22 protein-coding genes are annotated in these 23,886 nt (G+C 31.8%); 13 read left to right on the top strand and 9 right to left on the bottom strand.

The window, feature by feature from the left end; all coding sequences use genetic code 11:
- The first annotated feature begins 13 nt into the window (after positions 1-13).
- The 10 genes from AC2H4K_RS04285 (at position 14) to AC2H4K_RS04240 (ending at position 10,725) form a co-directional block, all read left to right on the top strand.
- Positions 14-1,390: a DUF8712 domain-containing protein gene (locus AC2H4K_RS04285; protein WP_493742885.1), complete on the top strand. Its 1,377-nt coding sequence runs from the start codon at positions 14-16 to the stop codon at positions 1,388-1,390.
- Positions 1,390-2,382 (top strand): glycosyltransferase family 4 protein, encoded by a 993-nt coding sequence (locus AC2H4K_RS04280; protein ID WP_493742884.1) that lies wholly within the window; start codon positions 1,390-1,392, stop codon positions 2,380-2,382. Before AC2H4K_RS04285 ends, AC2H4K_RS04280 begins: the two co-directional genes overlap by 1 nt.
- A complete protein-coding gene (locus AC2H4K_RS04275) occupies positions 2,375-3,529 on the top strand; it encodes a glycosyltransferase (RefSeq protein WP_493742883.1) in 1,155 nt (384 codons plus the stop codon). Before AC2H4K_RS04280 ends, AC2H4K_RS04275 begins: the two co-directional genes overlap by 8 nt.
- Positions 3,530-3,532: 3 nt before the next feature.
- On the top strand, positions 3,533-4,489 hold the full coding sequence (locus tag AC2H4K_RS04270; RefSeq protein ID WP_493742882.1) for a UDP-glucuronic acid decarboxylase family protein: 957 nt from the start codon (positions 3,533-3,535) through the stop codon (positions 4,487-4,489).
- A 9-nt stretch (positions 4,490-4,498) separates the two neighbouring features.
- Positions 4,499-5,050 carry a WcaF family extracellular polysaccharide biosynthesis acetyltransferase gene (locus AC2H4K_RS04265; RefSeq protein ID WP_493742881.1) on the top strand — a complete coding sequence of 184 codons (552 nt, stop codon included), beginning with the start codon at positions 4,499-4,501 and terminating at the stop codon, positions 5,048-5,050.
- Positions 5,051-5,800: a glycosyltransferase family 2 protein gene (locus AC2H4K_RS04260; protein WP_493742880.1), complete on the top strand. Its 750-nt coding sequence runs from the start codon at positions 5,051-5,053 to the stop codon at positions 5,798-5,800.
- Between the two features lie 82 nt (positions 5,801-5,882).
- Entirely contained in the window at positions 5,883-6,989 is a 1,107-nt protein-coding gene (locus AC2H4K_RS04255) for a glycosyltransferase family 4 protein (RefSeq protein WP_493742879.1), read from the top strand.
- A gap of 98 nt (positions 6,990-7,087) precedes the next feature.
- Entirely contained in the window at positions 7,088-7,852 is a 765-nt protein-coding gene (locus AC2H4K_RS04250; RefSeq protein ID WP_493742878.1) for a polysaccharide biosynthesis/export family protein, read from the top strand.
- A 2-nt stretch (positions 7,853-7,854) separates the two neighbouring features.
- On the top strand, positions 7,855-10,188 hold the full coding sequence (locus tag AC2H4K_RS04245) for a GumC family protein (protein WP_493742877.1): 2,334 nt from the start codon (positions 7,855-7,857) through the stop codon (positions 10,186-10,188).
- A 117-nt stretch (positions 10,189-10,305) separates the two neighbouring features.
- Positions 10,306-10,725 (top strand): CBS domain-containing protein, encoded by a 420-nt coding sequence (locus tag AC2H4K_RS04240; protein ID WP_493742876.1) that lies wholly within the window; start codon positions 10,306-10,308, stop codon positions 10,723-10,725.
- 4 nt (positions 10,726-10,729) lie between these two features.
- On the opposite strand, the gene rpe is transcribed toward AC2H4K_RS04240, so the two are convergent.
- From rpe to rpsO, 9 genes are all read right to left on the bottom strand, one after another.
- Positions 10,730-11,392 carry a ribulose-phosphate 3-epimerase gene (rpe, locus tag AC2H4K_RS04235; RefSeq protein WP_493742875.1) on the bottom strand — a complete coding sequence of 221 codons (663 nt, stop codon included), beginning with the start codon at positions 11,390-11,392 and terminating at the stop codon, positions 10,730-10,732.
- A gap of 273 nt (positions 11,393-11,665) precedes the next feature.
- Positions 11,666-12,529, bottom strand: a complete 864-nt coding sequence (locus tag AC2H4K_RS04230) for a sigma-70 family RNA polymerase sigma factor (RefSeq protein WP_040247666.1) — start codon at positions 12,527-12,529, stop codon at positions 11,666-11,668.
- A gap of 94 nt (positions 12,530-12,623) precedes the next feature.
- Positions 12,624-12,998: a hypothetical protein gene (locus tag AC2H4K_RS04225; protein ID WP_493742874.1), complete on the bottom strand. Its 375-nt coding sequence runs from the start codon at positions 12,996-12,998 to the stop codon at positions 12,624-12,626.
- Positions 12,999-13,066: 68 nt separating this feature from the next.
- Complete coding sequence (locus AC2H4K_RS04220) at positions 13,067-14,266, bottom strand: glutamate-5-semialdehyde dehydrogenase (protein WP_493742873.1); 1,200 nt, start codon at positions 14,264-14,266, stop codon at positions 13,067-13,069.
- A gap of 11 nt (positions 14,267-14,277) precedes the next feature.
- Positions 14,278-15,057, bottom strand: a complete 780-nt coding sequence (gene proB, locus AC2H4K_RS04215; RefSeq protein WP_281138541.1) for a glutamate 5-kinase — start codon at positions 15,055-15,057, stop codon at positions 14,278-14,280.
- A 1-nt stretch (position 15,058) separates the two neighbouring features.
- The gene (gene proC / locus AC2H4K_RS04210) at positions 15,059-15,865 is read right to left on the bottom strand and encodes a pyrroline-5-carboxylate reductase (protein ID WP_281138540.1); all 807 of its coding nucleotides are present in this window, start codon (positions 15,863-15,865) and stop codon (positions 15,059-15,061) included.
- 275 nt (positions 15,866-16,140) lie between these two features.
- Positions 16,141-17,562, bottom strand: a complete 1,422-nt coding sequence (locus tag AC2H4K_RS04205; RefSeq protein ID WP_281138539.1) for a glycosyltransferase family 2 protein — start codon at positions 17,560-17,562, stop codon at positions 16,141-16,143.
- Positions 17,563-17,739: 177 nt separating this feature from the next.
- Positions 17,740-19,986, bottom strand: coding sequence for a polyribonucleotide nucleotidyltransferase (locus AC2H4K_RS04200; RefSeq protein WP_281138538.1), 2,247 nt, complete (start codon positions 19,984-19,986; stop codon positions 17,740-17,742).
- A gap of 194 nt (positions 19,987-20,180) precedes the next feature.
- On the bottom strand, positions 20,181-20,450 hold the full coding sequence (gene rpsO, locus AC2H4K_RS04195) for a 30S ribosomal protein S15 (protein ID WP_281138537.1): 270 nt from the start codon (positions 20,448-20,450) through the stop codon (positions 20,181-20,183).
- Between the two features lie 190 nt (positions 20,451-20,640).
- Here rpsO and AC2H4K_RS04190 point away from each other — a divergent pair, with 190 nt between their 5' ends.
- The 3 genes from AC2H4K_RS04190 (at position 20,641) to AC2H4K_RS04180 (ending at position 23,858) form a co-directional block, all read left to right on the top strand.
- Positions 20,641-21,759 carry a sensor histidine kinase gene (locus tag AC2H4K_RS04190; protein ID WP_281138536.1) on the top strand — a complete coding sequence of 373 codons (1,119 nt, stop codon included), beginning with the start codon at positions 20,641-20,643 and terminating at the stop codon, positions 21,757-21,759.
- Between the two features lie 67 nt (positions 21,760-21,826).
- Positions 21,827-22,942 carry a sensor histidine kinase gene (locus AC2H4K_RS04185; protein WP_493742872.1) on the top strand — a complete coding sequence of 372 codons (1,116 nt, stop codon included), beginning with the start codon at positions 21,827-21,829 and terminating at the stop codon, positions 22,940-22,942.
- A gap of 70 nt (positions 22,943-23,012) precedes the next feature.
- Positions 23,013-23,858: a hypothetical protein gene (locus tag AC2H4K_RS04180; protein ID WP_281138534.1), complete on the top strand. Its 846-nt coding sequence runs from the start codon at positions 23,013-23,015 to the stop codon at positions 23,856-23,858.
- The last annotated feature ends 28 nt before the right edge of the window (positions 23,859-23,886 follow it).

The raw sequence follows: 23,886 nt of genomic DNA, 5'->3' as shown, positions 1-23,886 counted from the left end.
TCAAAAAAGATTAATGTCTATATTATCAGTATTCATATTGTTTACTTCTATTATTGGCCCCCATTTCCTCAATTCCTTAATCTCACTTTTTCCTTTATTGTTTATAGTAGGGATGTTTTTCAAGTTAAGAAACCCAATATTCTTAACAGTATTTCTTGCTTTGTTGTTTCAGTGGTTGCAAATTAATATCAAACTTATTTACGGTAGCTTAACCAACTCAACATTGGATGTGCAATTTAGTTTCCATAAGGATGATGAGTTTATCTATCAAGCTAATTATATTAGTAATATAGGTCTAATATTTTTTACAATAGGTATTTATTTACCTTTGAAAAAGAGGTTTACTAATTTTGACATTTTAAAGGAAATCAGTTTTGATTACGATCCCAAAAAAGTTTTGAGGAATTATATCCTATTTTCATTAGGTATTTCTTTTTTGTTAGCTTTTAGAAATAGCTTACCAGGTATTAATACAATTGTAACAGCATTTTCTAAATTGAAATGGGGTCTTTTGCTTTTAACTTTTGTATACTGTAATTTTTTTAACGAAAGTAAAAAGGTACTTTATTTTGTTTTAGTTTTAGAAGTTTTTATAGGTTTTACAGGGTATTTTTCAGGATTTAAAGATATAATTTTAATAGTAGTTATTGCTTTACTCTCCTTACAAAATCAACTAGAATCCAAGACTATATTAAAGTTCTCAGTCATATTTCTTTTTGTTCTTTCTTTTGGTGTTTTTTGGACAGCTATAAAAAAGGATTATAGGGAATATCTCTCTGGTGGTGAGCGTTCTCAACGAGTTGTTGTAGACAAATCTGACGCCATTAGTGAATTCTTTAATCAAGCCTCTGAATTTTCTCTAGAAGATGTGGGGTTTGCTACAGAAGCTTTATTAGATAGAGTAAGTTATATTGAGTTTTTCTCAATTGTTCTAAGAAATGTACCTCAATATATACCTTACGAGAGAGGTGAAATAATTAAAGAGTCTACATTATTTTATTTTAAGCCAAGAATTTTTTTTCCAGAAAAGGCTGTAGTTGACGATTCAGATCATACCAATAAATATACACGATTAGAGCTTTGGGATAATGGAAAGGCATCTCATAGTATTGGTTTTATGACTGATGCATATATAGATTTTGGTGTGTATGGAATGATGGTCTTATTGATGTTTTTAGGAATTGTTTTTGGTTGGAGTATGAAATTTTTATTTTTAAAATCCCCAAATATGTTCTGGGGAGTACTTTTTATAGTGCCGTTTTACTTTTTGTTAAGTGTTTATAGTTTTAACATGATGAAAGTTATGGGGAATTTTATTACTTATATAATTCCTATTTTGCTAATTCGTAAAATTATGTTCAAAATTTTCAATAAATATTTTCTTAGATAGTGAAGTTAAAATTAGGTCTATTTTTTAGAAAATCGCAAGCTGGATTTTATAGTATTGAAACTGTATTTAATACAATTCAGCCTTATTTAGAAAAAGAAATTGAAGTAGAGAGGTTAGAGTTACCTTGGTCTAGCATTAGTTTTAAATCAATAATAGAAAATTTAAAATTTGTCAAACATAACAGAAAAGAAGTAAATCATATTACTGGCCATGTTAATTATATTGCTATAACTTCTGGTAGAAATACAGTTTTAACAATTCATGATATGATTTCTGCTCTACAAGGAAATCCAATCAAAAGATTTTTTATGCTTGCTTTATGGTTTTGGTTGCCAGCATTATTCGTAAAAAAAATCACTGTTATTTCAAACTATACAAAAGATGAGGTCTATAAATATATTCCTTTTGTGAAATCAAAAGTTGTGGTTATTAATAATCCGATAGGTGAGGGTTATGTAAATTCGCCAAAAGAGTTCAATACATATAGACCCAATATTTTATGTGTTGGGACTAAGGAAAATAAAAATTTAAAGAGGATTTTTAAAGCTTTATCAGGAATTCAATGTTCCTTAACTATAATAGGTAAACTTAAAAATGATCAGAAAAAAATCTTAAGTGAATATAAACTAGAATATTCTAACTATGTAGATATATCTGATTACGAAATAGTGGAATTATATAAAGAGTGCGATCTTTTATGTTTTGCATCACTCTATGAAGGGTTTGGTATGCCAATTATAGAAGCTCAAACTATAGGTCGGCCAGTTGTTACATCTAATGTAGGAGCAATGAGTGAAATAGCTAATAACTCAGCCTCATTAGTCGACCCCTATAATTGTGACTCTATTAGAAAAGGTGTTTTAAAAGTTATAAATAATGAATCATATCGTAGAGATTTGATAAAAAAAGGATATGATAACTCTAAGAGGTTTAGTGCAAATATTATAGCTCAAAAATATATAGAGATATATAAAAATATTGTAAATGGTTAAAAAAAAGCTACTAATAATGATTGATTGGTTTTTGCCTGCATATAAGGCAGGTGGTCCCATACAATCTGTTGCTAATTTGATAAACTATATTAAGGAAGAGTTTGATGTTTACGTTGCAACATCAAATTCAGACATAGACCAACAATTAGATATAGACCAAAAATCTCTCAATATTTGGATAGAAAGAGAAGGTTATAAAATCGTGTATATTGATTCTCAACATCAGACATATAGGTTTTATAAAAATTTCCTTTTAAAAGAAAATTTTGACGTTATATACTTCAATTCAATATTTTCAAAAAAATTCACCTTGATGCCCCTTATATTATATAGAAATGTCATGATAAGAAGGGTTTTAGCCCCAAGAGGTATGCTAGGCAAAGGTGCGTTAAGTATAAAGCCAATAAAGAAAAAGCTCTTTTTGAGTTTATTTAAGGTATTGCGATTTCATAGGTACATAACCTGGCACGCAACAGCTGAAAGTGAAATGTTAGAGATAAAGAAGTGTTTTGGGGATCAGTCTAAAGTTTTGATAGCACCAAACTTATCGGGTAAAATAAACTTAACTAATCTCCATAAGGTTAAAGAGGTTAATAAGATAAATGTATTTTTTCTATCAAGAATAGCATTCAAAAAGAATTTGTTGAGTGCGATTAAATTTCTTTCAGAAGTTAATGAAAGATATCATATTAACTTTAGCATAATTGGTCCGATTGAAGAAGAAGAATACTGGAAAAAATGTAAACACGAACAAGAAAAATTGCCTCAGAATATCAGTGTGAAATATTTAGGTGCAATTCAGCATTCTGAAATCGTAAATTATTTAAAAGATCAACATGTCTTACTTTTACCAACTCATCATGAAAATTTTGGTCATGTTATAATGGAGTCTTGGCAAAATGGCTGCCCTGTTATAATTTCAGATCAAACCCCATGGAAGAATTTGGAAAAGCAAAATATAGGTTTTGATATACCGGTTTTTCATACGGATAGGTTTGTAAATGCACTAGATTTTTTTGCAGCCATGGATAATAAGGAATTTAGTAGATGGAGTAGTGCATCAATAGTTTATGCTAAAAAATTTACAGAAAATCCAGAGCTGTTAGAACAAAATAAAACCTTATTTTTGAACGCTATTAATACATGATTTATGAAAAGAATTTTAGTTACCGGAGGAGCAGGTTTTGTAGGGTCGCACCTTAGTGAACGTTTATTAAATGAAGGTAATGAGGTTATTTGTCTAGATAATTACTTCACAGGTTCAAAACGTAATATAGAGCATTTGATGGATCACCATTATTTCGAGTTGGTGAGACACGATGTTACTAATCCGTACATGGTTGAGGTAGATGAAATCTATAATTTAGCTTGTCCAGCCTCACCAGTGCACTATCAATATAATCCTATAAAAACGGTTAAGACTTCTGTGATGGGAGCTATAAATATGTTGGGTCTTGCAAAAAGAGTAAATGCTAAAATTTTACAAGCCTCTACAAGTGAAGTTTATGGAGATCCAAATGTTCATCCACAGCCAGAATCTTATTGGGGAAATGTTAACCCTATCGGTTTGCGTTCTTGTTATGATGAAGGAAAGCGTTGTGCCGAAACGTTGTTTATGGATTATCACAATCAAAATCAAGTAGATGTAAAAATCATCAGGATTTTTAATACTTATGGTCCAAGAATGCATCCGAAAGATGGACGAGTGGTTTCAAATTTCATAGTACAAGCTTTAAGAGGTGATGATATTACGGTTTTTGGAGATGGAACCCAGACAAGAAGCTTTCAGTATGTTGATGATTTGGTTGAAGGAACTATACGAATGATGAATAGTAGAGATGGTTTTGTAGGTCCTGTAAATATTGGTAATCCAGTAGAATTTACAATGCTTCAATTAGCAGAGGAAGTCATTAGTCTTACAGGTTCAAAATCTAAAATTATACACCTACCTCTTCCTCAGGATGATCCAATGCAACGTAAGCCAGATATTAGTTTAGCGCACAAAGAATTAAATGGATGGGAGCCGAAAATTCAACTAAAAGAAGGGCTAAAGCATACTATTAAATATTTTGATGACTTATTAAAATCTGACGCTTCAAATATATAATTTTATTCTTTGAAAACAGATTTGTCTTCATATAACAATAGTTGGTACCAACCAGCTTCCAAATTAAAATGCCTTATTTGGTACGTATTCAATTTCGTTTTTTTGAAGGCTTCATGGAATGTTTTTTCTAGCTTAAAAGTGTTTATACTCAAAGTGTTTGGTGCACAGATAGGAAAAGGTGTTGTAATAAAACCTAATGTTAATATTAAATATCCTTGGAAACTCCAAATAGGTAATTATTGTTGGATTGGCGAAGAAGTCTGGATTGATAATCTTGATACGGTTACAATAGAAGATAATGTATGTATTTCTCAAGGCGCTTTGTTGCAATGTGGTAATCACAATTATAAATCTACAAGTTTCGATTTAATTGTTGCACCAATTCATTTGAAAGAAGGTAGTTGGGTTGGCGCTAATAGTAGTGTAGCTCCTGGGGTAGTTTTTGAAAGTCATGCGGTATTAAGTATGGGTTCAGTAGCAATTGGTACTTTAGAGGCTTATAGTATATACCAAGGTAATCCTGCTGTTAAAATAAAAAATAGAGTGTTTTCTAAAAGCTAAATGAAGGTATCAATTATAACAGCAACCTATAATAGTGTCAATACTATTGAAAAATGTATGGAATCGGTGTTAAGTCAGTCGTATCCAAATATTGAATATATTATTATAGATGGAAAATCTAGTGATGGAACGCTAGAGAAAATTCAGGAACTATCACAAAATGCTTCAAATGTTGTAATAATATCTGAGAAAGATAAAGGCATTTATGATGCCCTGAATAAAGGGATAGATAATTCTACTGGAGATATAGTAGGTTTTGTTCATTCTGATGATTTTTTAGCCGATAAAGATTGTATTTCTCAAATCGTAGAGCGTTTTAAAGCTTTTGAAGCAGATGGCGTCTATGGAGATTTGCATTATGTGTCTTTTAATGATCCTGAAAATATTGTACGTAATTGGAAAAGTGAGAACTTTACTCCGCAATTACTTAGACAGGGTTGGATGCCTGCACATCCAACACTTTATCTGAAGAAGGAACTTTATAATCAGCACGGTAGATTCAATCTAGATTACAAAATAGCAGCGGACTATGATTTTATTTTACGTATCTTTAAAGAGTCTAATTACAATTTTCATTACCTCCCTAAAACCATTGTTAAAATGAGAATTGGTGGCGCAAGTAATAAGAGCTTGAAGAATATTATTCAAAAAACTAAAGAAGATTATCGGGCTGTGAAGTCTAACAATACCGGAAACGTGTTAACTGTTTTTTTGAAAAACGTGTCTAAAATCAAACAATTTAAGACCTAATGTATAATGTTAGATATCTTATCGAATTTTTAAATTATTAATACATTTTGGAAGTCACAAATAATTGTGAATTTAGGTAAATATGGTAAAGGAATTACTCGAAAATTTTAACCCTCAGGATTATATAGGTTTATTTTTATGTGTAGCTGCATTTATATCTTTAATAGTATCTGTATCTAGTTACCCAGCAATTATTAATGTTGCAAAAGCTAAAAATTTAATGGATGATCCTGATGACCGAAGTAGTCATTCAGGGAAAGTACCAAATTTGGGTGGTATTGGTATTTATTTGGGTGTTGTTGTTGCTATAACAATAGTTGGGGCTTTGTTAGATACAAAAAGCTTACTGTTGATTTTGGGAAGTATAACCCTTTTGTTTTTTCTTGGATTAAAGGATGATATCCTCATCTTGTCTCCACGTAAAAAGTTCTCAGGGCAACTTATAGCAGCTTTATTGCTTATAATTTTCACAGATACCAGAATTGTAGGCTTGTCAGGTATTTTGAATATCACCATAATGCCTTATTGGTTATCTGTGGTATTCACCCTTTTTGTTTATGTCTTAATTATAAATGCTTTTAATCTCATTGATGGAATAGATGGATTAGCAGGTGGTTTGGCGCTTATGGCAACGGTAGCTTTCGGTTTTGTTTTTTATCGGTACGATGATATTAGTATGGTTGTATTGGCTGCAGCTGTAATTGGAGCTTTGATTCCCTTCTTGAGGTTAAATTTTTCTAAACGTAATAAAATGTTTATGGGTGATACAGGTTCTATGATTTTAGGGTTTATCTTATCGGTTTTTGCAGTTAGGTTTATAGATAGTTCTCAGGATTTTGGAGTAAATATGTATAAAAATTCTTCACCTGTATTGGTTTTAGCATTTTTGTTTTTCCCATTGTTAGATACTTTAAGAATCTTTTTTATAAGACTTATTGTTCATAAGAAGAGTCCTTTTTCCGCAGATAAAAACCACTTACATCACCGATTTTTAAGTTTAGGTTTTACTCATAAGCAAACAACTTCGATTATTGTATTTATAAATGTATTACTTATAATAATTGCTTTTCAAGCAAAAAAATTAGATATTCATTTACAACTCGTTATTTTATTAGCTAGTGGTACAATTTTATATTCGTTATATTTCTTGTATGATTGGTTAGTTCGTTCGAGTAACAAAAGATCTTAACTGGTCAATGATATTGATAAGTAAAACTTTAACTTATTAATTATTACTTTGTAAGATGCATAATTCATTTATATTTGTTTTAAGCTAAAAAATAGATAATGTTAAAGCGCTATATATTAATAGTTTTTTGTGTAGGTATGTGTTTTTCTTGTGCCTCTAAAAAGGAGATTCTTTATTTACAAGATGTAGATGCTAGAGTAAATGACGAAATAAAATACACTAATGCAAAAATTCAGCCCAATGATGTATTAAGAATTGATGTTAGTGCACTAATACCAGAATCAGCAAGACCTTACAACAAAGGAGTTAACAATAGTGGTGGTGGAAACAGTATTCAGTTAATGCAGCTACAAGGATATTTGGTTTCTGAAGATTTAACTATTAATTTTCCAGTTTTGGGTAGGCTTTCTGTAGAAGAGAAAACAACTCAAGAATTTGCTCTGTATTTAAAAAAGCTTTTAGAGGAAGGAGGTCATTTGAAACAACCTTCTGTAGATGTAAGGTTGATTAATGCGAAGGTTACTGTTTTGGGAGAGGTGAACCAACCAGGTACCTATAACTTTACTGAGCAAAACATTACACTTCTTCAAGCCATAGGCTATGCAGGAGATTTGACCATAAATGGACAAAGAGAAGATATTATTGTTATGCGTGATGAAGAAGGGATTCGCCAGATAACACATATAGATCTAACAACTTCAGATTGGCTAGATAGTCCATATAATTTTATTAAACCTAACGATGTTATAGTTGTAAATCCAAATAACCCTAAAGTAAAGAGTGCAGGTTTTGTTGGTAATGTGGGAACTTTAATATCTGTGGTATCAATTTTGTTTTCTACAATAGTTTTAATTACGAGATAATCATGAATAGTAAATTAGATACCGTAATTTCAAATAAAGTAGATCAAGGAGAGTTGATAAAAAACGAAATAAGCAAATACCTAAAATATTGGTATTGGTTTGTTTTGGGTATTATTTTGGCGTTTTTATGTGCACTTCTTTACTTGAGATACACTCCTAAAGTATTTAAATCTAGTGCTAAAATTAAAATTTTAAATAAAGCTAAAGGTATTGAATTGCCTTCTTCAGCTTTCGTGTTCAATAGATCTAATATTAATTTAGAAAATGAGATCGAAATTTTAAAATCATACCGTATAATAGAGGATGTAGTAAAGCGTATTGATTTAACACAGCGATTTTATGAAGAAGGGAATGTCTTAACTACAGAAATAGATCGATTACCATTTGACTTTTTAAGAAAAGTAGAAAATGATAGTATAAATACTTTTTCTACTTATTATATTAGAGTCACTCCAAATGCCTTTGAAGTTTCTAAAGGTGAAAATGGTAAAAGTTTAATCTTTCCCGATTTTGATACCACAAAAGCCACGCATAACCTCCCTTTTGAACTTAATTTAGATTCAAGATCCAAAATTAATGCACTACAAGGTAAAACTTATATCATAAAGTTTGCTCCAGTAGTTCCAGTTACCAAAAACTTAAAGAATGGCATAAATGTTAGTACTGTCGGTAAATCAAGTGATTTACTAAGGTTAACTTATAATAGTCAAAGTAAAGCCAAAAATGAACGCATTTTAAATACATTAATCGATGTCTTTAATGAAGATGGTATTAACGATAGGCAAGAGGTTTCTAGGAGAACAATTGATTTTATTGATGAACGTTTTTTGTTATTAGCAGAAGAATTAGACTCAATAGAATTGGGTATTAGAGATTTTAAGCAGCAAAATAATTTAATAACTGTTGAATCTGATGCAGAATTAGGGCTTAGTCAGCGAACAATATCAGAACAAGAATTGTTTAGCGTAGAAAATCAACTTATTTTATCTGATTTATTAGAAGAAACATTATTAACACTTAATCCCGAGTCGGATTTGTTACCTACAAATATAGGTGTTGAAAATACAAGCATTAACGGGTTAGTAGAAAACTTTAATACTTTGGTTCTTCAAAGAGATAATTTGTCTGTTAGTGGTGGTAAAAATAATCCTAACATTATTGTTTTAAATGAACAGATAGAGGATCTAAGAGCCAATATTAAAACTTCTATAGCCTCTTATAAAAATCAACTAGAGGCATCTAGGCAACAATTACTTCGTAAAAATAAAAAGTATGCTTCTCAAGTTTATAATTTGCCTGCAAAAGAAAAGATAATGCTTGAAATAAAACGGCAGCAGGAAATAAAGCAAACACTATATCTATTTTTATTACAAAAACGAGAAGAAGCAGCAATAAATTTAGCTATTACTGAACCTTCAATAAAAGTCGTAGAATATGCAATTTCCAATTCATCACCAGTATCTCCAAATCCAAGGAGTATATATATGATAGCATTGGCTGCTGGACTTTTAATTCCTTTTGGCGTGATTTATCTTACTCTATTGTTAGACACCAAAGTTAAAGGAAGAGAAGATGTTTTAACACGAGACACTAGAATTCCAATTGTTGGTGAATTACCAAAAGTAAAGGAAGAGAATTTAATTTTTAAAGATCCTGAGGATAATTCAATACAGGCTGAGGCGTTTAGAATTTTGAGTTCTAATGTAGACTATATTCTTCCTGTTAAAGAAAAAGAAGGAAGAGTTATTTATTGCACTTCAACAATAAAGGGTGAAGGGAAAACCTACACAAGTATTAACTTATCTCTAGCCTTGTCTAGTATAAACAGAAAAGTGTTATTAATTGGTGCTGATTTAAGAAATCCTCAAATACATACGCATATTCATGAGGATAAGCATAAACCAGGTTTGTCTAATTATTTACATGATAGTGACTGTAGCTGGAAGGATACGTTGATTAAAGGCTTTGATAAGCACCCTAATCATGATATTATTTTATCGGGTAGTATTCCGCCCAATCCAGCACATCTATTAACAAACGGTAGGTTTAAAAAATTAATTGAAGAAGCTAAACAAGACTACGATTATATTGTTGTAGATACGGCTCCAACAATACTAGTTACAGATACTATGCTGATATCTCAATTAGCAGATGCGACCATTTATCTCGTTAGGGCAAATTACACTGAGAAAAAACTGCTTAGTTATTCTAAAGACTTGTTTGATTCAGGTAAGTTGAAAAATATTGCCTATGTCATCAATGGCGTAGATACAAATAAGTCTTACGGCTATGGTTATAACTATGGCTATAACTACGGCTACGGTAGCAAAAAATAAAGCATCTTTACAAACCTAAAATTTCATTTTAAATCATAGTCTTCTATGATATTTGTCATGAATTTTAAGTGTTTTATAAATTACTTTTAATAGTATAAATTATAAAACACTTATGTTATGGAATATATAGCGCCAATTTCTTCAATAATGTCAACAGATATTATTGCGATGGATAGAGATGGAGATTTAGAGACTGCAGAGCGATTATTCAAGAGACATAAAATAAGACATATTCCAATAGTTTCAGGAGAAGTAGTTATAGGAATGTTGAGCTATACAGATTTGTTGAGAATTAGTTTTGCTGATGCAGTAGACGAGTCTGAAAGTGATGTCGATAGCTTGGTGTATAACATGTTTACCATAGAACAAGTCATGGTAAAAAATGTAGTAACTGTTGATGCTAATACATCAATTAAAGAGGTTGCTAAAATTTTAGCCAGAAGAGAATTTCATGCTTTACCTGTGGTAGAAGACGGTTGTTTAGTCGGAATTGTAACTACAACAGACTTGGTAAACTACCTGATAAAACAACTATAAGTTTTTAAGAATTAGCAAGGTTTTTTAGTGTTTTAATGGTTTCGGTAGGATTGTCACTTTTAAAAACGTGGCTTCCTGCAACAAATGCATCTGCACCAGCATCAACAAGTTGTTTGATGTTTTTATCGGTAACACCACCGTCAACTTCAATACGTGTATCTAAACCTTGCTCGTTTATCATTTCACGTAGTTTTTTAATACGCTTATAGGTAATATCTTCGAATTTCTGTCCACCAAATCCAGGGTTAATGGACATCAATAATACCATGTAGCATTCTGGTAAAATATCTTCTAAAACGACTAGAGGAGTGGTAATGTTTAGTACAACTCCTGCTTTACATCGAGCATCTTTAATTTGTCTAAGTGTTCTGTGAAGATGAATAGTAGATTCGTAATGAACAGTAATAATATCTGCTCCAACCTTAGCAAACTCTTCTATATAGCGTTCAGGTTTTTCAATCATTAAATGAACATCAAGAGGTTTTTTTGCATGTTTTTTTATAGCTTCAATAACAGGCATGCCATAAGAAATATTAGGAACAAAGTGCCCATCCATAACATCGATATGAAACCAGTCTGCTTCACTGTTATTTACCATTTCCGTATCACGTTGAAGATTAGCAAAATCTGAAGCAAGCATTGAAGGAGCTATAATTTTTGAAGCCATTGTAAGTGTTGTGTTTAATTTTTTGCAAAGGTAATTAAAAAACGAATTTTAAAAAGTGATAAGTTGATATAAAAGTGAACCCACGGTAATCAGCCGTGGGTTCTTTCATCAATCAAAAAACGAACAGTTATGTTTTGTAACTGTTGTTACCTTTATTAGGTTGGTGGCTAAATATACAAAAAACCGAGCCCAAACAAACTTTTAAATCATTTTTACTCTAAATACTCTAATAATTATTTTGAATATAGAAATTAGAGTTTTAAAATTTAAAAGTTATCCTAAATATGTTTTTAATATTTTACTTCTAGACGTATGCTTTAATCTACGAATAGCTTTTTCTTTAATTTGTCTTACACGCTCACGAGTTAGATCAAATGTTTCACCGATTTCTTCTAATGTCATTGGGTGTTGGTTTCCAAGTCCAAAATATAAACGGATAACATCTGCTTCACGTGGAGTAAGTGTCTCAAGAGCACGCTCTATTTCTGTTCTTAAAGACTCATGTAATAAATCTTTATCAGGATTAGGAGACTCACCACTTCTTAAGACATCATATAGGTTAGAATCTTCACCTTCAACAAGTGGAGCATCCATACTTACGTGACGACCAGAATTCTTCATTGATTCTTTAACATCATTAATGGTCATGTCTAACTCTTTTGCTATTTCTTCTGCAGAAGGCGGACGCTCATGACTTTGCTCTAAGAATGCAAAAGTCTTATTAATTTTGTTAATAGAACCAATTTTATTTAATGGTAAACGAACAATACGAGATTGCTCAGCCAATGCTTGTAAAATAGATTGTCTAATCCACCATACAGCATACGAAATAAATTTAAAACCACGAGTTTCATCAAAACGTTGTGCAGCTTTGATTAGACCTAAATTACCTTCATTAATTAAATCAGGTAAGGTTAAACCTTGGTTTTGGTATTGTTTTGCAACAGATACAACGAAACGTAAGTTGGCTTTGGTTAACTTCTCTAAAGCAACTTGATCGCCAGCTTTAATTCGCTGTGCTAATTCAACCTCTTCATCTGCAGTAATTAGATCTACTTTACCAATTTCTTGTAAGTACTTGTCTAACGATGCCGTTTCTCTGTTAGTTACCTGCTTGGTAATTTTAAGTTGTCTCATGTAATTTCGATTTGTGCTAAATTATAATGAACAGTAAGTTGTTCCTTTATTATACGTAGCAACGTTACAAAATGTTACAAAATCTTTCAAAAAATTAAATTTTAAGCAGTTTTACAGTATCAAGATGAATGGCATCTACAGTTTCATTAGTGAATTTGTAGTGTCCTCTTGTTGTAATTAACCTAAAACGGTAAGACTTAAGTTGACTTAAAGTATTTAAGAATAACCATTTGGATTTTAGAAGTTTAGGTCTTTCTGATTTTAAGCTTAAATCAAAAATATGCTTTCTACCTTCCTTTTCAGCAACAATATCTGGAGTGATATCTATGTCACTTTCTTTTTTATGATAGGATTTAGGGGTTTCGTAACCTTCTAAATCTGCCTTAATATTGTTATATCCTAAATTCTCTAAATAACTTATAGAATTACTTAATTCTTCACTATATTTTATTTTATCTTCTTGAATCATAACCCATAATATAATAATTATTTCCTAGAATATCAAATTTTAAGCTGGTTTTTAGAGTATTAAGATAATTAAACCCTTACTTGTCCATCACCAAAAACATAATATTTATTGGTTACCAATTGCTTTAAACCTAATGGACCTCTGTGATGTAGTTTATCTGTACTAATGGCTAACTCAGCACCAACTCCCATCTGACCACCATCGGTAAATCGAGTAGAAGCATTGTGGTAAACAGCAGCACTATCTACATTATTCATAAAAGTTAATGCCTCATTTTTATCTTCAGTTATAATAGCTGCTGAATGTTTTCCTGAGTACTTATTAATCATTTCTGTGGCTTCGTCAATACTATCAACTGAAGCAATGAGAAGTTTCAATGCTAAAAATTCTTCAAACCAAATACTATCTTGGGATACTTTGCTAACATTCTCCAATACCTTAGAAACACTTTCATCAGCTATTATTTCAACCTTATACTGTTCTAGCTTTTGTTGCAGCATAGCTAATTTGGTTTCATACTCTGGAATGTTCTTATTGATAAGGACTTTATCTAGTGCATTACATCCTGAAATTTTATCGGTTTTAGCATTAATGATTACATTAACGGCTTTGCTCCAATCTGCTTTTTCAGAAACATACAAGAAATTATTTCCCCTACCACTAACTAGTACGGCACATGTAGCATGAGTTTTTACGAATTCAATAAGTCGCTCTCCACCTCTTGGTACTATTAAATCTAAAGGTTCAGTTGGATTTCTAAGAAATTCTTGCGTTTCTTCACGTTTTAAGTGTAATAACTTAATCCAATCTTTAGATAAACCGTTTTCAGTTAAAGCCTCGTGCCAGCATTGTTCTAAAATAATATTACTGTTATAAGCTTCTTTACCACCTTTTAGCAAAATTTTGTTATTGGCCTTAAAGGCTAAAACTGCAGCTTCAATAGTAACATCTGGTCGAGACTCATAGATGATAAGAATAGTTCCGAATGGCGCAGTAGTATTTACTATGTTTAGTCCATTTTTTAAGGTTCTATTTGAAATTTCTTGCCCAACAGGATCGTCTTGAAGTCTTACGGAATTTACAGCTTCGATCATTTCATCAACTTTTTTGTTGTTTACAATTAAACGATCAAAAAGCGCTTGGTCTTCCTTTTGAAAAGCTTCTAAATCTTTTTTGTTAGCATCAATAATATCATCGCGTTTACGATCCAGAATTTCTGCCATGGATTTTAATACTTTGTTTTTTATATCTGTATTTAAAAGTTTCATAAATTTTATTTTTAGGCACTAATAAATTTAGTACCAACTTGTTTGTTATTAATTATATCTACAATTACATTTTCGCGTTTACCGTTAGCAATGTAAGTAGGTATGTCTTTATTAGCAGTTCCTTTGGCTATCTTTAATTTTGAAGCCATACCGCCACGACCTTCTCCTTCTTTTTTATCTGAAGCACAGACATACTTTTCTACGTTTTGGTCTGTTTTTACGACATTTAATTTTCTTGATTCCTCATCATCAGGATGACCTGTATAAAGGCCGTCAGTATCTGATAAGATAATTAAGCGATCTGCATCTAACAGCTCAGCAACTAAACTTGCTAACTCATCATTATCCGAAAACATTGACATGGTTAAGGATACAGCATCATCTTCATTAGCGATAGGAATAACTCCCTCAGCCAATAGTCCTTCATAACAATTAATCATGTTTTGTCTATGTTTTCCAGGATCGAAGTCACGTTTTGTAGCTAATATTTGAGCACAACGCATTCCATAATCATGGAAAATACTATAGTAATGACGCATCATTCTTGGTTGTCCAACTGCCGAATAAACTTGTCGTCTTATAGATTTATCATCAATTTTAGTATCTCCTAAAACTTCCATTCCTGCAATTGCAGAACCTGAAGACACTAGGATTACCATAATATCTTCTTCGTATAGTACAGCTATTTGGCGTACTAATTCTCTTAGGACTGGTCCTAAAATTCTATTATCTTTATTGGTTAAAACGTTGGTTCCTACTTTTACGACCACACGTTTAATATCATCTTTCATTTTATTTGTTTTTTCCTAATTCAACTGCTCTATCAAACGCAGCATAAGCTGCATCTTGAATAAGTTGTTTTACATTGTTGTCTTCCATTGAGTCTATTGCTGCTTGAGTTGTTCCTCCTTTAGAGGCAACTTTATCAATCCAACGTTCTGGTGAAATATCAGATTGGTTAAACAATTCAATAGCACCTTCAAAAGTGTTGCTTACAAGCACTTTAGAATCATAGTCTGAAAAGCCCATTTTCTGAGCAGCTTCTAGCATAGATTGCATAAAGTAAAATACGTAGGCTGGTCCACTACCAGAAATACCTGTTGAGGCATCAATAAATTTTTCAGTATCTACATGGATAGACGTTCCTGTGGTATCTAATAGGTGTCTTACCATTAAAAGTTCTACTCGCGATATAGCTTTTGAACCTGTATAAGATGTAACTCCTTTACCAACTTTTGCAGGTAGATTAGGCATAGTTCTAATAACTTTTTTTATGCCCAAACCTTTTTGAATAGTGTCTATACTTACACCTGCCATTAACGATACAAATATTTGCTCGTTGTTGATTAAAGGTTTCATATCTTTAAATAATCCTTCGCAGTGATATGGTTTTACTGCTAAGAATATAATGTCTGATTTAGGTAAACCATCTTCAAGAGATGTGTATACATCAAACTTTTGAGTCTTTCTTAGACGCTCAATTGTGTTAGGATCTGTATCGTAGATTCTTAACTTTTGTTTTCCTAATAAAGAAGAATCTGCCATTCCTTCTGAATAGGTTAAGCCCATATTTCCGGCACCTATTACTAATACTTTCATAATTAAATTTTAATTAAACTTTACTTGTCAGTCGCTATATAAGCCACAAACACTGTGCGATAGTGCCAAATAGAAAAACAGATTTGAAGAATTTAGGAGTCTCAAACAATTCTTGCGAAATCTTAACATATTGAAAAGTAATAGGAGAAATATTTAGCAATATGGAAATTGAAGACAATTGAAAAAGGGTTAATTGTGACAGTATGTCGGTGACATATTGTAAGTTTTTCACAATTAACCCTATCAAAACACAATTGTTTTGTGTTGAATTTTAATTATTTCTGAGCTAGACCTCTAGTAAGCCAACCTCTTTTATTAGCTGTAGCAATAGCGTATGGTGTTATCCAGAATAATCCAAAAGTATAAAAAATACTATAGGTGTAGGCCCAAAAACCTTGTAATGATTTATATCTATTAAAAAAGAATAATAAAGAGAAAGTAGATAAAATTAAAATAGTTATCAAAGTAGATCCTATAAATAGCAAAGGGTGAACTACTACAAAAAAGAGCATAAATATTAAAAATGGATAGCTCATTAACAATCTTGAAAATTGACTAATAAAAAGTAGTCTTATCCCTAATTTAGAATCTTGCCTGAAATTTGAGAATACATATTTAGCCATTTCTAGATTTTCACGTACGTTACTGCGTCCCCATCTAATAAACATTTTATAAAGTCCAGGATATTTTTCAGGGACATTAGTGTAGGCAACAGCATTACGTTGAAAAAGTACATGTTTACCTTGTTTTAAAATCATATTTGTCATGGCTCTATCTTCACCAATGTCTGAAGGCTGTCCCATAAACTTTTGATTAATCCATTCTGGTAGGCACTGCATTACAGCAGTTTTTCTATATGCAGCTAATGCACCAGGTGTACAGAGTACAGAGTTAAGATTGCTTTCTGCGGAACGCACAAATTCAAAACTCATTACAAAACTAACATCCAACATTTTAGGAAGCATCTCTTTTTTGTTATTCAGGACTCTAATGTTGCCCGCGACTGCACCACACTGTTCATTTTTTACAAAAGGACTAACTAAGTTTCTAATAGTATCTTCTGTAACAATAGAATCACTATCTACGGTTACAAAAATATCACCAGTTCCTACATTAAACCCACGGTACAATGCATGACGTTTTCCTTTGTTTTCTGGTTGTTGAAATATATCTAATCTGCTACCTAATTCCTCTTTCGCCTTCAGCATCCAATCCCAAGTGTCATCTAAGCTTCCATCATCAATTGATAATAATTGAATTTTTTCTTTAGGATAATTGCTTTTAGCAAGACTTATTAAAGTGTCGTATACTTGTTTACCTTCGTTGTATGCAGGAACAATTATTGTACAAGTTGGAAGCTCATTATCCTTAACTGATTTTATAGGTTTGTATTTAATGTAATTATACCCTGTATATAAAAAGAAAAGTGCTCTGTAAATGAATAGGGCAGTTGCGATGATAATAAATGTGAGACCAAGGGTAGATGCTCTTCGTTCTGCATTGAATTGTTCAAAATCTCCATGAAACACGGAGAAAAAATAAATTCCGATAAGAATTAAAATAAATGTACTTATCAGAACTGTTCTATTCTGCGGGCTTTCAGTTTTTCCTTTACTGTGGAAAAACCCATTTAATTTGTTAATAGATTTTTGAAAGAAGTTTTTTCTTCTTTTTGGATACGTATTTTTTGTTGTCATATAAGAGGGTATTAATTAAAGATATACTTTATCTACGCTCTTAAAATTGCTTTTAGACTTTCATAAACTGTTATTTAAGAAAATTTTATAATAACATTATGATTTGCAAAAAATAAAAGTTTCCAAAAAGATATTCTTTTTGGAAACTTTAAAATATTTAATGATAGTTAAAAGAAATTAATCTTCCTTTCTATTATCTCTAGGTTTTCTATCGTCTCTACGATTATCTCTATTGCGATTATCACGTCCACGATTGTCTCTGTTACCACCTTTATTGTTGTCACGCTTTGGTCTATCTTGCCAACCTTCAGGTTTTGGTAAAATAGCTTTACGAGACACTTTTTCCTTCTTCGTTCTTGGGTCAACTCCGAAGTATTTTACATCAAATACATCTCCCATGTTTACAACATCAGATACATTTTCTGTACGCTCCCAAGCAAGCTCACTTACGTGTAATAAAACCTCATTTCCTGGTGCTTCAGTATATTCTACCACAGCTCCAAAATCTAACATTTTAATCACTTTTACTTCGTAGATGCTACCAACTTCAGGTTTGAATAACATAGCATCGATGCGAGCTAATACAGCATCAATACCTTCAGAACCAACTCCTAAGATTTCAACGATACCTTCTTCAGTTACAGGATCTTCATTGATAACAATAGTAGTTTCTGTTTCTTTCTGTAATTCTTGAATGTTTTTACCACCAGGGCCAATAAGTGCTCCAATAAATTCATTTGGAATACGTCTTGTAACCATTTTCGGAGCATGACCTTTAACGTCAGCATTCGGCGTAGCAATAGTATCTGTTAATTTTCCAAGAATGTGCATACGACCTTCCTTAGCTTGGTTTAAAGCGTTTACTAAAATCTCGTAGCTTAAGCCTTTGATCTTAATATCCATTTGACAAGCAGTAATACCGTCTTCTGTACCTGTTACTTTAAAATCCATATCACCTAAATGATCTTCATCACCTAAGATATCAGATAAAACAGCGTAACGTTCACCATCAGAAATTAATCCCATAGCGATACCAGATACAGGTTTAATCATTTGTACACCAGCATCCATCAATGCCATTGTACCAGCACATACTGTAGCCATAGAAGACGAACCATTAGATTCTAATACTTCTGAAACTACACGTACTGTATAAGGACAATCATCAGGAACCATACGTTTTAAAGCACGTTGAGCTAAGTTACCATGACCGATTTCACGACGAGAAGTTCCTCTTAAAGGTCTTGCTTCACCAGTTGAAAATGGTGGGAAGTTATAGTGTAAATAGAAACGCTCTTCACCTTCTAATGATGGGTTGTCTACAACATTAGCCTCACGAGATGTTCCTAAAGTAACGGTTGCTAAAGCTTGAGTTTCCCCACGTGTGAATATTGAAGAACCATGTGTAGAAGGTAAGTAATCTACTTCACACCAAATAGGTCTTACTTCTGTAGTTTTACGACCGTCTAAACGGATACCTTGTTCTAGTACTAAGTTACGTACGGCTTCTTTCTGTACTTTACTAAAGTATTTAGAAACCAATCCACCAACTTCTTCAAGTTCCTCTTCAGTATATTCTGCTTTTAAAGCTTCTTTTACTTCGGAAAAAGCTAAACCTCTATCGTGTTTTGATGATGCACCTTTAGCAATGTCGTAACATTTTTCGTAAGCAAAAGCTTTTACTTTTTCTAATATAGTTTCGTCTTCTGGCTCAGGCTCATAGTCACGAGTTTCTTTTTTACCAACTTGAGCAACTAAACGTTTTTGAGCTTCGATTTGAACTTTAATAGCTTCGTGAGCAACCTTGATTGCTTCAACCATTTCTTCTTCTGAGATCTCGCTCATTTCACCTTCAACCATCATCACAGAATCTTCTGAAGCACCAATAACCATATCGATGTCTGACTGTTCTAATTGTGATAAACTAGGGTTGATAATAAATTCTCCATTAAGTCTAGCAACACGTACTTCTGAAATAGGAGTTTCAAAAGGAATGTCACTTAATTGAATTGCAGCTGATGCAGCCAAACCAGCTAAGGCATCTGGCATAACATCTTTGTCTAAAGACATTAACTGAATCATAACTTGAGTTTCAGCATGATAATCTTTAGGGAATAATGGACGTAACACACGATCTACGATACGCATTACTAAAATTTCTTCAGTGCTTGGACGTGCTTCACGCTTAAAGAATCCACCTGGATAACGTCCTGCAGCAGCAAATTTTTCACGGTAATCTACCGTTAATGGTAAAAAGTCTACGTTTGCAGCTTCATAGTTAGAAACTACAGTACAAAGTAGCATGGTTTCACCCGATTGTACAACAACAGAGCCATGTGCCTGTTTTGCAAGTTTTCCGGTTTCAATAGAGATTTCTCTACCATCACCAAGGTCAATGACCTCTTTGTAAGTTTTTGGAATCATAAATTTTTAATTCAAGTACTAAAAGTTTTTCCTGTTAGTACAAAGTTAAACAAAGGTCGTTGTGTTGTTGTGTGTAGTTGTTGTTTTTTGACCAATGAAAAACCGTATTTAGCTTCTTCAATTCCGATGGTTATACTCGTTCGAAAGCGAGTTGATATAAATGAAAAAAAGAGGCGCGAAGCCTCTTTTTCTGATTATTTTCTTAATCCTAATTCTTTTACTATTGCACGGTATCTTAAGATATCCTTTTTAGTTAAGTAATCTAGTAAAGCACGACGCTTACCTACTAACTTTACAAGAGAACGCTCAGAGTTAAAATCTTTACGATTTTGTTTTAAGTGCTCTGTTAAATGGTTAATTCTGTAAGTGAATAATGCAATTTGTCCTTCAGCAGAACCCGTATCGTTCTTTCCTTTACCGTGTTTTGTGAAGATTTCTTCTTTCTTTTCTTTTGATAAATACATGCTAATATTATTGTAAATGATTTTTATGTACTCGAAAGCCTTTCTTTCGAGCGGCAAATATAATGTTTTTTTGTCATTTAGTATTTTTTTCGTAACTTTTTATAATTGATTTTTGACTTTATGGTTTTGTAAATCAATAGCATCCCCTTGCTAATCTGTGGCTTTCAATAATTATTTTAAAATTATATGTATGAAAGTTTCAAACCCTCAGCGGAATTTCTTCAATGCTTTTGACGTCCTAGAACGCATTTTTAATAATACATATAATGGTATTGCTATAGTAAACCTTGAAGGAGATTGGTTAAAGGTTAATGAAAGTGTCTGTGATATTTTTGGGTATACCAGATGGGAACTCTTCAATATGGATATTAATAACATCATATATATTGAGGATTTAGGTGTACATCAAAAGAAATATGATAAACTGGTACGAGGAAAAATTGATAAATACCGTGTTAAGCAACGCTATTTTCATAAGGATGGTTCTGTAATTTGGGTGTTAATCTATGTGTCACTTGTGTATTTTAAGGAAGGTAGACCACATATGATATGGCAGTTTACGGATATTACCAAAAGACAAAAAAGTCAGTATAAGCTAAAAGCTATGCTTAGTGTAGCTCAAGAACAAAATGAACGGTTAACTTCTTTTGCAGATATTGTTACACACAATCTAAGGTCTCATTCAGGTAATTTGGCAACATTGTCAAGTTTTTTGGAAGGCGATATTTCAAATCTTCAAACCAATGAAAATTATTTGTTGCTTAAAACAGCAATTGAAAATTTACAAGAAACTGTATCTCATTTAACGGAAGTAGCAAAAATCAGACAAATTGAACCTTCTAAATTAAAAAATCTAAATCTATATGATTACATAGAGAAAGCTATGTATAACATTATTGCCTTAGCACAAAATGCTGAAGCTACTATATATAATGAATTACCTGACGATATTTTTATTAAAGGAATTCCTGCTTATTTAGATAGTATAGTTTTAAATTTTCTTACGAATGCAATAAAATATAGATCGGATAAAAGGCCTTTGGTTATAGAACTAAGCACGGAAGTAGATGAAGAATATGTAGCTCTGAAAATAAAAGATAATGGATTAGGAATTGACTTAGAAAAGTATGGTAAGATGTTATTTCAGATGTACAAGACTTTTCATAATAAGGAAGATTCTATAGGTTTAGGGTTGTTTATTACAAAGAACCATATAGAGTCTTTAGGCGGCAAAGTGATTGTAGAGAGTAGGGTTGATGTTGGTACGGAGTTTACCATTTATTTTAAGAAAGGTTTAAGAGTCGATTAATGATTTGAGGTCATCTTTTGTTTATTTGAACTCTTTTTAACATGTTGTAGGGTATAATTTTACATGCATGAAAATGCTATATCCTCAAAGTAAGTTCCCCAACACTTACGATGCTTTAGAGCAAGTTTTTAATGATACCTACAACGGAATTGCTGTTTTAAATTTAGAAGGAAGTTGGCTAAAAGTCAATGACAGCCTTTGTAAATTATTAGGTTATTCTAAAGACGAGTTATACAATATCAGTGTTAAGGATATTGTCTTAAAAGAAGACTTAAATGTTCATGCCAAAAAATATAAAAAGCTAATAGAAGGTCAAATTGCGGACTATCAAGTTGAGCAGCGATTTTTTTCTAAAAGTGGTGAAATTATTTGGATGCTAATCTCAGTTTCTTTGAATAATAATGAGCATGGCATTCCACATAGAATGATATGGCAATTTATTGATATTTCTGAGCGAAAAAAGAATCAGCAAAAACTAAAAATGAAGTTCAATCTTGTTCAAGATAAAAATGAACGACTAAATTCTTTTGCGGATATTACTACTCATAATTTAAGATCACATTCTGGCAATTTAGCAACATTGATAGAATTTTTAGAAACAGATTTTCCTTGGATAAACGATAACGATAATTTTTCAACTTTAAAATTAGCAGCTCAAAATTTACAAGAAACCGTTTCCCATTTATCTGACGTTGCTCAAAGTAAAAGAGTGATTAATAAAAGCGAAATTGAAGATTTAAATTTATTCGATTATTCCGAGAAGGCAATCTATAATATAACTGCTCTTGCTAAAAGTACGAATGCTATAATTTTAAATAACATTGATAAAAATCATCATGTTAAGGGCATTCCGGCGTACTTAGATAGTATAATTTTAAACTTTCTTACTAATGCTATAAAATATAGATCTGAAAAAAGAGTTCCTCAGATTGAATTGACCTCTAGTATCCAAAAAGATTATGTTGTATTGAATATAAAGGATAATGGTTTGGGTATTGATATGAAAAAGTTTGGAGATAAAATATTTCAAATCTATAAAACCTTCCATTGTAATGATGATGCTAGAGGAATAGGATTATTTATTACTAAAAATCATATTGAATCACTAGGCGGAAAAGTGATTGTAGATAGTAAAGTAGATGTTGGTACAGAATTTTCAATTTTTCTGAAGAAAGGAAAATAATTTTTTTCAATGATTTAAACCTTTTTTATGTAGGCTGGTCTTAACAGTATATTAACAAAAAAGCGTAATCATGAAAAAAATTAATTCAATCAGCACATTTTTATTTAGTTTCCTAGTATTAAGCTTGGTTTTTACTTCGTGTAGTGAAAATGAGGAAACAATTGAGACCGAAAATCAGCTAGAAAACACTTTAGAAGTTCAAAGATCGGCTGAGATAGATCAAATTGATAACATTTTAGGAGATCTAATTATTCAAGTTTATGAAGATCAAGAATCAGATTTAGCTGATAGAACAATTCAAGCAAATAATATACCTAGTTGTATTACCATAACTGTTGTGGCCGAACAAAACTATAGAGCAGTAACGGTGGACTTTGGTACTGATGGTTGCTTATTCAATGGTCACCTAGTTAGAGGTCAAATCATTTTTGATTATACTAGAGATCCCGAAGCCCAGCAAATTACTATAAATTATAATTTAGTAGACTTTTACTTAGATGCCAAGAATATTATAGCAAGTCGCTCTATTCTTAAAGAATTATCCAACGAAAATGGTAATCCACAATTTACGCACGATTTAAGTATTACAGTAATTTGGCCAAATGGAGTTCAAGCTTCAAGAGAAGGTACAAAAATTAGAGAATGGGTAGAAGGTTTTGGTTCTGGTGCTTTTTCAGATAATGTTTTTGAAATAACAGGCAATTGGACCTCAACTTTTCTGAATGGAAATACACATACTTACGAGGTTATTATACCTTTACGTAGAGAAATAGGTTGTACTTATTTTGTGAGCGGATCCTTTGATGTACAACGCACCAATTTTGGTGGACTTTTTGATTATGGAGAAGGAGAATGCGATAATCAAGCAACCTTTACATTTAATAATGGAGAAGAAATAGGTGTAACATTAAACTAAAAAAAAGAGAACCAACTGGTTCTCTTTT

This window comes from Winogradskyella sp. 266wxhm, assembly GCF_058964685.1.
Note: the sequence above shows the minus strand (reverse complement) of the source record. Positions and strands in the feature narration are given on the sequence as shown.

Excerpts from the sequence above, each read along its gene's own strand:
- AC2H4K_RS04285 (WP_493742885.1), top strand. The coding sequence starts at position 14 with ATGTCTATATTATCAGTATTCATATTGTTTACTTCTATTATTGGCCCC.
- AC2H4K_RS04275 (WP_493742883.1), top strand. The coding sequence starts at position 2,375 with ATGGTTAAAAAAAAGCTACTAATAATGATTGATTGGTTTTTGCCTGCA.
- AC2H4K_RS04270 (WP_493742882.1), top strand. The coding sequence starts at position 3,533 with ATGAAAAGAATTTTAGTTACCGGAGGAGCAGGTTTTGTAGGGTCGCAC.
- AC2H4K_RS04260 (WP_493742880.1), top strand. The coding sequence starts at position 5,051 with ATGAAGGTATCAATTATAACAGCAACCTATAATAGTGTCAATACTATT.
- AC2H4K_RS04255 (WP_493742879.1), top strand. The coding sequence starts at position 5,883 with ATGGTAAAGGAATTACTCGAAAATTTTAACCCTCAGGATTATATAGGT.
- AC2H4K_RS04250 (WP_493742878.1), top strand. The coding sequence starts at position 7,088 with ATGTTAAAGCGCTATATATTAATAGTTTTTTGTGTAGGTATGTGTTTT.
- AC2H4K_RS04245 (WP_493742877.1), top strand. The coding sequence starts at position 7,855 with ATGAATAGTAAATTAGATACCGTAATTTCAAATAAAGTAGATCAAGGA.
- AC2H4K_RS04240 (WP_493742876.1), top strand. The coding sequence starts at position 10,306 with ATGGAATATATAGCGCCAATTTCTTCAATAATGTCAACAGATATTATT.
- rpe (WP_493742875.1), bottom strand. The coding sequence starts at position 11,392 with ATGGCTTCAAAAATTATAGCTCCTTCAATGCTTGCTTCAGATTTTGCT.
- AC2H4K_RS04230 (WP_040247666.1), bottom strand. The coding sequence starts at position 12,529 with ATGAGACAACTTAAAATTACCAAGCAGGTAACTAACAGAGAAACGGCA.
- AC2H4K_RS04225 (WP_493742874.1), bottom strand. The coding sequence starts at position 12,998 with ATGATTCAAGAAGATAAAATAAAATATAGTGAAGAATTAAGTAATTCT.
- AC2H4K_RS04220 (WP_493742873.1), bottom strand. The coding sequence starts at position 14,266 with ATGAAACTTTTAAATACAGATATAAAAAACAAAGTATTAAAATCCATG.
- proB (WP_281138541.1), bottom strand. The coding sequence starts at position 15,057 with ATGAAAGATGATATTAAACGTGTGGTCGTAAAAGTAGGAACCAACGTT.
- proC (WP_281138540.1), bottom strand. The coding sequence starts at position 15,865 with ATGAAAGTATTAGTAATAGGTGCCGGAAATATGGGCTTAACCTATTCA.
- AC2H4K_RS04205 (WP_281138539.1), bottom strand. The coding sequence starts at position 17,562 with ATGACAACAAAAAATACGTATCCAAAAAGAAGAAAAAACTTCTTTCAA.
- AC2H4K_RS04200 (WP_281138538.1), bottom strand. The coding sequence starts at position 19,986 with ATGATTCCAAAAACTTACAAAGAGGTCATTGACCTTGGTGATGGTAGA.
- rpsO (WP_281138537.1), bottom strand. The coding sequence starts at position 20,450 with ATGTATTTATCAAAAGAAAAGAAAGAAGAAATCTTCACAAAACACGGT.
- AC2H4K_RS04190 (WP_281138536.1), top strand. The coding sequence starts at position 20,641 with ATGAAAGTTTCAAACCCTCAGCGGAATTTCTTCAATGCTTTTGACGTC.
- AC2H4K_RS04185 (WP_493742872.1), top strand. The coding sequence starts at position 21,827 with ATGAAAATGCTATATCCTCAAAGTAAGTTCCCCAACACTTACGATGCT.
- AC2H4K_RS04180 (WP_281138534.1), top strand. The coding sequence starts at position 23,013 with ATGAAAAAAATTAATTCAATCAGCACATTTTTATTTAGTTTCCTAGTA.